Source organism: Lapidilactobacillus concavus DSM 17758, from assembly GCF_001435835.1.
GTDB classification, from domain to species: domain Bacteria; phylum Bacillota; class Bacilli; order Lactobacillales; family Lactobacillaceae; genus Lapidilactobacillus; species Lapidilactobacillus concavus.
In genome coordinates this window covers 35,989-48,931 of record NZ_AZFX01000072.1, presented here as the reverse complement: position 1 = coordinate 48,931, position 12,943 = coordinate 35,989, and the positions used below count along the sequence as shown (strand labels likewise).

Sequence of the window (12,943 nt, the reverse complement as noted above, 5' to 3'; positions counted from 1 at the left end):
GAATGGCTGCCCTAAAAATGATTAGCCACAAACTAACTAATGGTAGAAAAAAACTCGGCTTCATCATTCGAAGTCGAGTGCATTGAGTAGCTTGCAGATTAGTGTAATTTCGTCGGTTCTGGTCTAAGCAAGTGTCCGAGTACCGCAACCAGCAAGAATCCGACAGCAACTAGACAGACACCGGCCCAACCAAATGCTGTCCACGCTGAAGTTGCCAGCCAGGTACCACACGCGCCACCCATGAAATAGGCAAACATGATGACGGAGTTATTGCGGTTACCTGAGTGGCAGCTCAGAGATTGAACAATGGCCTGATTGGAAACTTGACCAAACTGTGTGCCAAGGTCAAGCAAGATAATGCCAATAATTAATCCAACCAACCATTGTCCAGCTAGCCAAAAAATTAAGAAGGCAACTGCTGAGAAGAAGATGCCAAGACCAATTGTCAAACGTGGCGAGCGTGTATCAACCAGTTTGCCAATAATAGGAGCAAACAAAATACCCGTGATACCGAGAAGCCCCATCAGACCGGCAATACCGGTTCCTAAATGATATTCTGCTTGGAGATAAAATGCCAAGGTGGCCCACAAGACGTTGGAAATACCGAAAAGGGCGAACCCATTAATTGCAGAACCTTGCAAGTATTTTTGGCTGAATAATAGATGTGGAAGTGAACGTAGTACCTTGAAATAGTTGAGTTGTTGGTGACCACGAGGATCACGGGGCAGCCGAAAGTGTAAAACAATCAACAGAATAACGATCATAGTGGCTGCGACCAGATAAACTGTCTGCCAAGGGAAGACGCTCGCAATCAAGCCTGAAAGACTGCGCGAAAGTAAAATACTTGTCAGTAGGCCGCTCATCACATTGCCTAGTACTTGTCCCTGGTTCAGACCAGAGCTCAGATAGGCTGCGAAGGGAATAATCATCTGTGGCGCCACCGAGGTTAATCCAATGATGAGTGAATCAATTCCGAATAAAACAATATTGGGGGGGCAAAATAAGCAGCCAATAGTCCAACAATGGCGAGCACGAGCATGACTTGAATCAAATGATTGCGATCGAAAATATCACCAAGTGGCACCAGTAAGAGTAATCCGAAGGCATAGCCGAGTTGAGTCATCATCGCGACTACGCCGACCACGTGTTGAGTCGTGTGCATATCACTGGCGATCAGACCGAGAAGTGGCTGGATGTAGTTGAGATTTGCGACAACAATACCAGTGGCAATTGCGAGAAGTAAAATTTTTGATTTTGTTAGTGTGGGTGGTTGAGTTTGCATGTGCTGATCTGTCCTTTCGAGAATAGCGAGTTGTTAACGAATCATCGGTTTAATTGAAGATAAACTCGTTATCGGAAAAGTATTTTCAACGCGAACGATCAACCAATGGAACTGTTTGGGTGTCATTGAGACGCGGCTTCTTTCTAAGATTGAAATTTTTGCTATTTAAATATTTTAGCACGCGCACCGTGGCGGATAAAAACGCAGTAGGTCTGCCTTAGGCTGGTGACTTTTGTTATAATAAAGCCATGACGAAAAATCTAGGAGGCCATTATGGCAAATAAACTACAACAGCGCGCACTTCACTACGGAAATACGATCAATCATATCATTGAACAGACAGAAGAAATGCAAGAAAAATTAGATCCGATGTTCCAAGAACTCAAAGAAAAAATAACGAGCCAAGATTTAGCGAGCTTGAGTACCGATCGTTATCAGGAAATTCGTCAAGGATTCGCTGAAGGAGTTCAAGTCTACGATGAGTTATTAACGAATTTAGATCAAGCACAGGCACCAGCACGCTTGATGGGCAATCATCGCCAATTGGTGAAGGCTTTTCGTGATTTTGTCGAGGGCTGTCGTGAAATGACTGAGAGTTTGCGCGAGGATCAAACGATTGATCAACCCCAATTTGATGCGGCTGAAGCGAAGCAAGATGAAAGCACTGAGCGACTAAGTAAACAGTTAGCACGGATTGGTCAGTTAGCCTAATTAAATCTAATTCGTCCACAAGTCACCGAGTATAGGAGTTTAAAATTAATGAGTGAAGTTGTGATTGATCCTCAGGCACAGCAAGCAACCCAACAACAGCTGCAAATGAAGCCTCAAGCCGTGACGGCTGTTTTAACCATGCTTGCCGAGGGGAACACGGTGCCATTTATCGCGCGCTACCGGAAGGAACGCACGGGCAGTTTGGATGAAGTGCAGATTCGTGCCATCGAGTCTGAATATCAGCGCGTCTTAACGCTTAACAAACGAAAAGCGGATGTCACGCAAACAATCGACGAGCAAGGAAAGTTAACGCCGGCCCTCGCCGCAGCAATCGCTGATGCTGACAAAATTCAGCAGGTTGAAGATCTGTATCTGCCTTATAAACAGAAACGGAAGAGCAAGGCCACGATTGCGCGTGCCGCTGGTTTGGCGCCTTTGGCCACTGCAATCAAGTCACAAAAATCTTTGTCGACCGCACAATGGCAGCACGAAGCCGAACAATATTTGAATGCCGAGCAAAATTTACCAACCACGGAAGAAGTCTGGCAAGGTGTCCACGAAATTTTAGCGGATGAAATTGGCGATGACGCTAATTTTCGCGAATGGACCCGTCGATTTATTCAGCAACATGGCCATCTCGTCTCGACGTTGAAGAACGAAGAAGCAGATGTCAAGAGCGTCTATCGCGATTATTATGAATTTGACGAACCCCTCGAAAAACTCGTTTCGCATCGTGTGTTAGCAATCAATCGTGCTGAAAAAGAAGAGGTGCTCCGGGTGAACCTGCAAGTTGATCCCGAAGCGTTGTTGAAACGCATTGATGCACGAGTGAATCACCATCGAAATCCGTTTGCTGCTGAGAAAGTTACCGCGGCGGTTCAAGATGCCTATAAACGATTCATTGGTCCCGCAATCGAACGCGAGATTCGCGGTAATTTGAAAGAGCAGGCGGATGCACAAGCCATTAGTGTCTTTGGTGAAAATCTTAAACATCTTCTCCTACAACAACCGCTTAAAGGAAAAGTCGTTCTCGGCTTTGATCCTGCCTATCGGACTGGCTGCAAATTAGCCGTCGTTGATGGTACTGGAAAATTTTTAGATAAATTAGTGATCTATCCGCATAAACCTGCCGCACAAAAGTTGCGTGAACAGGCGATGCCGACTTTCCTCGACTTCATCGAGAAGTATCAAGTCGAGATGATCGCGATTGGCAATGGAACGGCGAGCCGCGAATCTGAACAATTCGTCGCTGCTGCCATCAAGCAACTCTCTCGTCCTGTTTATTACGTGATCGTCAATGAGGCGGGTGCGTCTGTTTATTCAGCGAGTGACAACGCCCGCGCTGAGTTTCCAGACTTGCACGTTGAGGAACGTTCTGCCGTCAGCATTGCCCGTCGGTTACAGGATCCTTTAGCGGAACTACTTAAGATCGACCCGCAAGCCGTTGGTGTCGGCCAATATCAACATGACGTCAGTCAAAAAGCACTGACCGAGCAACTGGATATTGTTGTTGAGGATGTCGTCAACCATGTTGGTGTCAATCTTAATACGGCTAGTGTGGATCTTTTACAGCATATTTCTGGACTATCTACCACGATTTCACAGAATATTGTTGCTTATCGTAACGAAAATGGACGATTCACGAAACGTGCACAACTTCAAAAAGTGCCACGTTTAGGCCCAAAAACATATCAACAAGCGATCGGATTTTTACGGATCATCGATGGCGATGAGCCACTAGACAATACGGATATTCATCCGGAAAGTTATGCAGTTGCGAAGAAAATATTGGCGCAACTTAACTTGAAGAAGACAGATTTAGGAACGCCAGAATTACAGACAGCCGTCAAGCAATTAAGCATCGAATCACTTGCGGCAGAATGGCAAGTAGGTGTCGCCACGTTGACGGATATCATCGATGGAATTTGTCGCCCGGGACGCGATTTGCGCGACAATGTTCCTGCGCCACTTTTGCGGCAAGACGTGTTATTTATCGAAGATCTCAAGCCGGAGATGATTCTGCAAGGTACAGTTCGTAATGTGGTCGATTTTGGCGCGTTTGTTGATATTGGCGTGAAACATGACGGTCTCGTTCATATTTCTGAATTAGCGGATCATTTCGTCCGCAACGCAAGCGCAGAAGTTGCCGTTGGTGATATCGTCAAGGTTCGTATTCTTAGCGTTGATCTTCAACGGGAACGGGTTCAATTATCAATGCGCGGTGTATCTGATGACTAATCAGGAACTTCAGGCCTTAGTTGAAAAAGTTTCTTTGCGTGATTTTCATCGGCCCTTCCTACATCGTGCTCAATTCAACTCACGTTTGCTCACGACGGGTGGACGCTATCATTTGAACGATCATCATCTGGATTTTAATCCACACATGGCTGCTGAGTTACCTTTAGAAGAGTTTGTGGGCATAATTAAGCATGAACTGTGTCATTATCATCTTGCCATGCAACACTTGCCTTACCAGCATCGGACACATGAATTCAAACAATTACTGTTGCGGGTTGGCGGCTCGCGGTATGCCCCACGATTAGCCTCGCAAACGGCGCGTTATCATTATCAGTGCACGAGGTGTCATTTAGATTATTACCGTCAACGTCAAATTAATGTTCGTCGCTATGGCTGCGGCCATTGTCATGGAAAGTTAACGTTAATTGCAGAGGAGAAGGCTCGCGGATGAAGTCATTAACAACTAAACGTTATCGATTGATCATACCAAGTGAAGTGCCATCAGAACAGGCAATTCAGGATCTATTCAAAATTAGAAGCAATCCGGAAATCGCCGAGGTCGAAGGTATTGAACCCTTTACTACGCACGAGGAATCGAAAAAATTGTTGCAACGTCTACTGAGAAATACTCAAGAAAATCAGTCAGAATTCTGGTTCATTTACGATCAACAAAATCGGTGTGTTGGGGTGATTAATCTTTGGGATTTTGATCCCGCGCGTACAGAGGCAGAGTTTGGCTATTCGGTCCTGCCTGATTTTCAACGCCAAGGTGTCATGAGTGAGGCGCTTGTGGCTGCCGAACATTATGCCTTCAAGGATCTTGGCTTAGCTCAACTTAATATTTACACCGGTGCAACAAACATACCGTCGCAAGGTCTAATCAAAAAGAACCATTACCAACAAATTCGTCAGTTGACGGAACCGAATGGTAAAGGTGAACAAACCGTCATGATTCAATTTGCGAAAACACGGGCGGCCTATTATCGAGACAATAATTTTTAAAAGCATTGAGATCTAATCACTCAGTCAGGTTGTGGCTGAGTGATTTTTTTGTTTTGAGCTTTTGACTTTTAGATCAACAAACGACTTTAACGATTGCAGTCACTAATAACGACACAAAAAGCCGTCAAGTGGTAATCGCCCATGAGGACAGACAGCACTTGATGGCTCTTGCGAAAAGATTATTTATATTGTCGAGGGGTTGGTTCTAGTCGTCATGCTGGTAAAACGAGATTTCTATGAGGCAGTGTCTTGGTAAGCTGCTAATGCTGACTTCAAGTCTTTATCTTCGATTTTAACTTGCTCATCTTTCAGGACGCGTTTAACAACTGCGCTCATGACGCCGGAATTTCGTTGCCAGTTTGCATAAATATCTGATTTGAGTTCGGCTTGGTGTTGCTTGAAGGAACCTTTACCAGGATCACTGAGCAATTTAATAATTTCGTAGCCTTCGGTCACCTTGACGGGTGTTTTGGTGTACGTTCCTTTTTTGAGCTTAAATGCGGCATCTTTGAAGGTCGAATCATAGGCTGTGTCAGTGGATGCGAGTTTGAGCTTGCCACCCTGATCTTTAGTCGCAGTGTCGACAGAATATTCGGCAGCCAGATCTGCGAAATCTTTACCAGCATCCAATTCGGTCACAATTTTTTTAGCAGTTGCTTCACTAGTCGTTTGGATATGTTGGACGGTTATTGTCGGGCGATAAGTTTTCCAAGCGGTCTGTAAGTCGCTGGTCGAGACTTTTTTAAGACTTTTCAGCGCAACGGCAGATAATAAGTTCAATCTTAGATTACGTCTAAAAGTTGTCTTGGTGAAATTATTCTGTGCGAGGAAATCGTCAAAACTATCACCATATTTTTTGACATAAGTTTGGTATTCCTTCTCAACGGCAGCATGGCTCACTTTGGTGCCGTAAGCGTGTTGAAAAGCTTTGTAAATGAGTAAGTTCGCGAGAATTGTTCGACTCGTTGGCGAACCTTTGAGTTCATGGTATAGGTTTTCTTCGGTAATCTGACCACCGTCATATTTTGCCACGACTTTCTGGCTGTCTGTGCTGCCCTTGCTGGAAGTTTGGCCACACCCCGTTAGAAATGCGGTGCTGATTATTGCGATACCAATTATTTTTGTGAATTTATGAGTAGTTTTTGCCATTTTTATCTCCTTGCTCGTGCCTCTAAAAACATATTATTCTGGCTATTTTACCCGTTGAGCAGCGAAAACACAAGGGGAAATGATAATCTAATGCTCATTATAGTTAGCTAAAAGTGAGAATTTGATTATCTCGCAAGCGTTGGTATGTCAGCGAAAAATGTCGAACAGAGTCTTGATTTTTAATTTGATCAATTAAAATAAAAATGCTTTTTATTAAAAAACAGTTGTAAATTTAATTGTTTGTAATATAATTTTCCTTATCACATTTTTATGCAACGCATTTTAGGGCATTTGGAGGAAAGTGAATGAAAAAATCTAGCAAGTCCTTATCTGTACTTTTAGCGAGCACGGCAGTTCTGGGGGGCGCTGTCGTTTCGCCGTTCTTTGAGCAGAAAGTTAAGGCAGAAGTCGATAGTCAGACGAAGTTAAGCACTGCTTCGGCGAAGGAAGCCGCTGAAGCCGTAACGACGGTCAGCACCAAAAAAGCAATTGCAGCACAGTTTGCCGCAAAGGGTGTCGATTTTGAAAAGATGAATCCGGCGCAGGTCAGCGATGCCTATGTTGACGTGGTCGTTCAATTGAGTTCACAACCTGCATCTCAAAACGGTTCACTGGTTAAGGATTATTCCAGTACGGCCGAAATCGAGAACGAATCTGATAAAGTGATTGCGAGTCAAGTTTCAGTTAAGCAACAAGTCGAAGCAATTACCAACCAAGGTATTAGTGATAGTTACGGCTATGTGGTCAATGGATTTTCAACCAAAGTTAAAGTTAAGGACATTGAGAAGATTCGACGTATTCAGGGCGTTAAATCTGTCACTTTGGATAATGTGTTTTTCCCAGCAGAAGCAAACGCTGACAGCATGGCCAATGTTCAAACTGTTTGGTCAAACTACAAGTACAAGGGTGAAAAAACGGTTGTCTCCGTCATCGATACGGGTATCGATGTGACCCATAAAGACATGCGGTTGAGTGATGAGACGAATGTCAAATTAACACCTGATGATGTCAATGATTTCATTGATGAAGTTGGACATGGTAAGTATTTCACGGCTAAGGTCCCTTACGGTTATAACTATGCAGATGGTAATAGTGAGTTTGTTTACGACGATGATCCAACTGAACAACACGGGATGCACGTTGCCGGTATTATCGGCGCCAATGGAACGGGCGACAACCCAGTGACATCGGCAGTCGGTGTTGCACCAGAAGCACAATTGTTGGCAATGAAGGTCTTCACGAACTCAGATTCTTCTGCTACAACGGGTACTTCAACTGTTGTTGCGGCAATTGAAGATTCAGCTAAAATCGGCGCAGATGTTCTGAATATGTCTTTAGGTTCATCGGCTGGTTTTCAGAGTACGGAAGATCCAGAAGTCGCTGCGGTTCAAAACGCAACTGAGGCTGGTACTGCTGCAGTTATTTCGGCAGGGAATGCTGGAACAACTAACTCATTAGAAGATGGAACCAATGTCGATCACTTCGGTGGTGATACCAGTATCAGTGATTCAGCAACCGTAGGGACACCGGGAACCACAAGAAGTGCAGTGACGGTTGCTTCAGGCGAGAACACCAAGACAACCGACATGACAGTTGCCATCAATGACGGCACAGCCAATGTCCTTCCAACGCAACAGATCCAACTCTCTGAAGAAGCTAACACAGATGTCTTCAACAATACACAATTTGCGATCGTTAAGAGTGCTAATCCAGATGCTGAAGGTCATGGCGATATCGATGAGACCCACGATGAAACTTGCCAATTAGGCTATGGCTATCCTGAAGATTTCACCGATGACGTTAAGGGCAAAATCGCAATCGTTCGTCGTGGTAACTTGAACTTCACTGAAAAACAAGCAAATGCGGCAGCTGCCGGTGCTGTTGGATTGATTATCGTTGATAATGCATCGTTCGGCAGCGGGAATCCACTGGTTTCGATTACCTTAGATAACAGCCTCTCAACATTCGGACTCTCACGTGCTGCTGGTAATCAATTACTTCAATACGTTGAGCAACATCCAGAATCAAAATTCACATATGATTTTGGAACGAAGCAAGTTACTAATTACAATTACGTCACAGATAAAATGTCGACGTTCACCTCATATGGCCCAACTCCTGACTTGTCGTTCAAGCCAGATATCACGGCACCTGGTGGTAACATTTGGTCGACACAAAATAACGACAGTTACATGAACATGTCGGGTACATCGATGGCTGCGCCTTTTGTTTCTGGCGCCCAAGCCTTGTTGAAGCAAGCAACAAATAATGTCGATAATCCTTATCGTGTCTTGTATCAAGGCTTAAGTGGGACACAGTTGACTGACTTACTGAAGACGATCCAGATGAATACGTCTAAGCCAATCAATGATAGTACTTATGATAATGGTATTGTGTCACCTCGTCGTCAGGGTGCTGGCTTATTGGATGTGAATGCCGCAATTGATGCACTCGATAAGAATCCATCGACGGTCGTTTCCGATAATGGTTATCCTGCTGTTGAATTACGTTCATTCGATACGAAACAGAAGTCGTTCACGTTGACCTTCACTAACCGGACGTCGAAGGATTTAACCTATCATTTAGTTAAAAACGAAGACACAGATGCTGTTTATACATCTGCAACGGATAATTCAAACGGTAGTGTACTCTATGATCGTGCCATTGAAGGAGCTTCAGTAGATCCTGCTGCCGATGAAGTGGTTGTTCCCGCTGGTGCATCTACAAAGGCGACCTTTACGATCAACTTGCCCGAGAGTTTCGATGAATATCAATACGTCGAAGGTTTTCTAAACTTCGAGGCCAACGATGGTTCGAGTTTGAACATGCCATACATGGGCTTCTATGGTAACTGGAATGAATTGCCGATTTTTGATGACGTGGTGAATGCTTATACAGGTTACTCACAACTCAAAGGTAGCGACAAGGCACCGATGGGCTATTCACCGGATGCTCAAGCGTTTGATCCTGATGCAATCGCCTTTTCATCTTCAGAAGATGCTAACCGGACGTCCTTCAGTGGTGAGTATTACACCTTCCGTAATGCCATGGATGTTCAGACTGAAATCTTTGACGCGGATGGTAATCTGATCGCAACGACTTCCAAAGAACGCGATATGACAAAGGCTTACTATTATCCACAAGCAGCCAAATGGCAGTTCAGTGAACTTGCGGGTTGGGATGGTCAATACTATGATCAAGCAACTGGCGAGTACAAGACGGCTCCTGATGGTCAATATACGTATCGCGTTTCTGGTATTCCAGTCGGCGGTACGGAAGCTGATCGTCAAACAGTTGAAACTAAAGTTAAGCTAGACTCGGTTGCCCCTGAAGTTCGCAATATAGACTTTAGTGCAGAAATAAGTGACGATGGCACACAATATTACCTCACTGCTGAAGCAAAAGATGATTTTAGTGGCTTAGATATTACGCATTATGCCGGCACCGTGGTCAATGGCGAAGTTGAAAATGCTTCGTTTGAATCAGTTGGTCAAACTGAAGACGGTTATACGAAGATTCGTGTGCCACTTTCAGAAGCACAGGCTAAAACCTTGGCAGCTGGCGATAACAATGTAGAACTTTATTTTGAAGATAATGCGACAAACTCCGTTGACGAAACAGCAGTCGTTCAAAAACCAGGTGAAACGGTCTACGGCTTAGTATTAGACGGTGGTCCATTGCCTGAAACGTTGTCTGAAGCTACCGCTGAAGTTCAAAGTAGCGATGATGGCAGTCATAGTTACGTCCTCAGTGGAACTTACCCACACCAAGTCTATGCAACATACACGGACGCTGCGGGCCAAACACAAACGTTACCTGTTGACTACGATGAGGATTCACGTAGTTTTGCAGCGACCTTGCCACTGGATGCGGCTGACTATGATTTGCAAGTTACTTTCTATTCTGATCCTGCGCACGAACATGCTATTTCAACTGCGGCGTCAGCTGTTAAGCTTGCACAACCAACAGTTAAAGTCACAGTCAACAATGGTAATGCCGGTACATCTGAAAAGACAGTTCCTGTGACTGGTGAAGTTAGTGCAGACACCGAAAAAGTTGTGATTTCGAACAGGACGGACCAAGTTGAAGCAAAAGTTGAAAATGGTCAGTTCACGGCAGAAGTTCCTGTTAACTTTGGGGCCAATGAAATTACCGTTACGGTCACGGACGCTGATGGCAATGAAACAACCTCGGCTGTTCAGACAGTGACCTCGAGCCAAGATGCAGAACCATTAACAAACGCAATTACGTTCGATGATGGCATTACATTTGGCATTCAAGATATTGACGCAGACACGAAGAACTTTGATCCAGAAACTGGCATCATCACCGTTACTGGACACTTGAAACACAATTACCAGACATTTGAGATTATTGGAGCTGAAACACTGGAACGTTCTGCAAATGGACTCGACTTCACGGCGACCTTCAATGTTGGTCAAACTGGCATGATTCCGTACACAATTCATTTGAATGATGCAAGCTATGATATCAATGATTTCCAGGAGACGATTGCATTTGAACTTGATCAAGTTGCACCAACACTTGATTTGGATAATCCAACCGATGCGCCAGTGTATACGAGCAATCCAAGCTATACCTTGACAGGTAGTGCCAGTGATAACCTGCAATATATCGAACTCTATGTCAATGGCAATCAAGTCGTTGCTCCATGGAATGATGTTGACGTTAACGGCACTGAAAGCCAAACGATTCAATTTGATCATGACGTTGAGCTTAAGGAAGGCAAAAATGTCTTAACGATTGAAGTTGGCGATGCCTTCGGAAATGTTGCGACGAAGGTCGTTACAGTTTACTACGAACCGCAGGAAGCACGTGACGAAGCTAAGGCAGCATTACAAGCTCTCGAAGATCAATCAGAAGCCTTAGAAACGACCGATGACACGCCTGAAACTGTTGCTGCTTTGAACGCTGCACAACAAGCCGCAAAAGAAGTTTTAGGTAACGCTGATGCGACGCTAGCAGACTATGCTCAAGCTCAGAAAGCTCTGCAAGATGCAATTGATGGGCTGGTAAAAGCTGAACCTGCAGAAACGACGGAACCAACAGATGGCACCGAAACAACCACACCTGTTGGATCAGATGCGACATTGATTGCAAAGACTAAGGCGGCACTACAAGCCTTAGTTGTTCAAGCACAGACCTTGAGTGAAGGCAAATATACTGAAGAGACTAAAGCTGCGTTAGCTAGTGCAGAACAGGCCGCAGAACAATTACTGTCTCAATCAGATGCGACGTATGTCGAATTAGCTGCGGCGCAGAGCGATTTGCAAGACGCGATTGAGAAGCTGGTGCCATTGACAACACCAGAACAGACTGTACCAACGAAACCTGCAACCGACCCGGCAACATCCGGTAAGTCCACTCAAACACCATCAACACCAAAATCCGATGGCAAAGCAACGAGTCAACCTGTGCAGAAGGCGGTACCGTCAACTAAGCCTGCTCAACCTGTCGTTAAAGCAACGGTACAGGCACCAACAAAGGCAGCAGCCGTTCAAGCGCCTGCACAATCGGCGACAAAGTCTTTAGCAACAACGAAGTCCAACCAGACTGCTTTACCACAAACGGATGAACAATCCCAGAATGGTGCTGTGGCTGCGGGATTAGCTGTCCTAACTGGGCTGTTTGGATTCTTAGGTTTCCATTTCAAAAAGAAACGTAGCCATTAACCATCTGAGCCATCCTTCAAGATATTGAAAGATGAATTGAAATAATTTGCGAATTGGCTATTCATCAATACAACTAACTGCGGCGTTAACTGCAAGATAATTAACGCCAGCAAAACGACCAGATAGGGAATTTTACCTATCTGGTTGTTTTTGTGGTTTTTGACAAAATGTCTGGTAAATCGGTTTAGTTTGTTTTGTTGCTTGAGTGGCCACTTTTTGTAGGGACTCTTCAAAATTTCTGTTGACCAGTTTTTTAAAATGACTTATAATAGTGATTGCAGTTATTTGCGGGCATGGCGGAACTGGTAGACGCGCAAGACTAAGGATCTTGTGACCGTTATAGGTCGTGGAAGTTCGAGTCTTCTTGCCCGCATTAGATTCATCACACATGAGCAATTCACCCAGTTAAAAGGGTGAATTGCTCTTTTTTTCAAGCAATCTAGTTTGTCTTCGCACGGTTCGTTAACAATAAAGCAGGTAGCGCAATGAGTAGTGCAACGATGGCGGTGACTAAAAATCCTAGTTTTTAGTCAAGAAAACGTTGACGAGAAACGTTTAGAACAATTGGTTGATGATCTTTTATTGCCACTTTACTTGAATGAGTCACTTCTTGGAGAAAATTAGAGGGACTACAGACTAATTTTGGCGTTTTGAAAACCTTTGCTGTAAGCACTTTCGGCAATCTGCACAAAACAGTATTTTCTTTTTTGTGCGACTTTGACTAGCCATGGAAACCGTTTTCTTTTATATTGATAGAGTAATCAATTAAAGAAGGGTGTTTTGATCAATGGTAAAAGTAGACTTGGATCACATTTACAAACAATATCCGAATGCTGAAAATAACCTCTTTGCTGTCTCAGATTTCGAC

6 protein-coding genes, 1 tRNA gene and 1 pseudogene are annotated in these 12,943 nt (G+C 44.4%); 6 read left to right on the top strand and 2 right to left on the bottom strand.

Translation table 11 applies throughout. From position 1 onward, the window contains the following. Nucleotides 1-98: 98 nt before the first annotated feature. A pseudogene (locus tag FC15_RS06540) lies at nucleotides 99-1,282 on the bottom strand (MFS transporter). 273 nt (nucleotides 1,283-1,555) lie between these two features. Between FC15_RS06540 and FC15_RS06535 the strand changes: the two are divergent. From FC15_RS06535 to FC15_RS06520, 4 genes are read left to right on the top strand one after another with little or no spacing between them, the layout of a single operon-like run. Further along, nucleotides 1,556-1,993, top strand: coding sequence for a hypothetical protein (locus FC15_RS06535; protein ID WP_057825066.1), 438 nt, complete (start codon nucleotides 1,556-1,558; stop codon nucleotides 1,991-1,993). 48 nt (nucleotides 1,994-2,041) lie between these two features. Further along, a complete protein-coding gene (locus tag FC15_RS06530; protein WP_146979125.1) occupies nucleotides 2,042-4,231 on the top strand; it encodes a Tex family protein in 2,190 nt (729 codons plus the stop codon). Next, on the top strand, nucleotides 4,224-4,682 hold the full coding sequence (locus FC15_RS06525) for a SprT family protein (protein ID WP_057825063.1): 459 nt from the start codon (nucleotides 4,224-4,226) through the stop codon (nucleotides 4,680-4,682). The genes FC15_RS06530 and FC15_RS06525 overlap by 8 nt, the downstream gene beginning before the upstream one ends. After that, a complete protein-coding gene (locus FC15_RS06520; RefSeq protein WP_057825062.1) occupies nucleotides 4,679-5,233 on the top strand; it encodes a GNAT family N-acetyltransferase in 555 nt (184 codons plus the stop codon). Before FC15_RS06525 ends, FC15_RS06520 begins: the two co-directional genes overlap by 4 nt. 234 nt (nucleotides 5,234-5,467) lie before the next feature. On the opposite strand, the gene FC15_RS06515 is transcribed toward FC15_RS06520, so the two are convergent. Continuing rightward, on the bottom strand, nucleotides 5,468-6,382 hold the full coding sequence (locus FC15_RS06515) for a peptidylprolyl isomerase (protein WP_083479132.1): 915 nt from the start codon (nucleotides 6,380-6,382) through the stop codon (nucleotides 5,468-5,470). A gap of 305 nt (nucleotides 6,383-6,687) precedes the next feature. Here FC15_RS06515 and FC15_RS06510 point away from each other — a divergent pair, with 305 nt between their 5' ends. Beyond that, a complete protein-coding gene (locus FC15_RS06510; protein ID WP_057825059.1) occupies nucleotides 6,688-12,075 on the top strand; it encodes a S8 family serine peptidase in 5,388 nt (1,795 codons plus the stop codon). 287 nt (nucleotides 12,076-12,362) lie between these two features. Next, a tRNA-Leu gene (locus tag FC15_RS06505) sits at nucleotides 12,363-12,448 on the top strand. Nucleotides 12,449-12,943: the final 495 nt, after the last annotated feature.

What these genes read in the sequence shown, in the direction of transcription:
- FC15_RS06535 (WP_057825066.1), top strand. Translation starts at nt 1,556, where the DNA reads ATGGCAAATAAACTACAACAGCGCGCACTTCACTACGGAAATACGATC.
- FC15_RS06530 (WP_146979125.1), top strand. Translation starts at nt 2,042, where the DNA reads ATGAGTGAAGTTGTGATTGATCCTCAGGCACAGCAAGCAACCCAACAA.
- FC15_RS06525 (WP_057825063.1), top strand. Translation starts at nt 4,224, where the DNA reads ATGACTAATCAGGAACTTCAGGCCTTAGTTGAAAAAGTTTCTTTGCGT.
- FC15_RS06520 (WP_057825062.1), top strand. Translation starts at nt 4,679, where the DNA reads ATGAAGTCATTAACAACTAAACGTTATCGATTGATCATACCAAGTGAA.
- FC15_RS06515 (WP_083479132.1), bottom strand. Translation starts at nt 6,382, where the DNA reads ATGGCAAAAACTACTCATAAATTCACAAAAATAATTGGTATCGCAATA.
- FC15_RS06510 (WP_057825059.1), top strand. Translation starts at nt 6,688, where the DNA reads ATGAAAAAATCTAGCAAGTCCTTATCTGTACTTTTAGCGAGCACGGCA.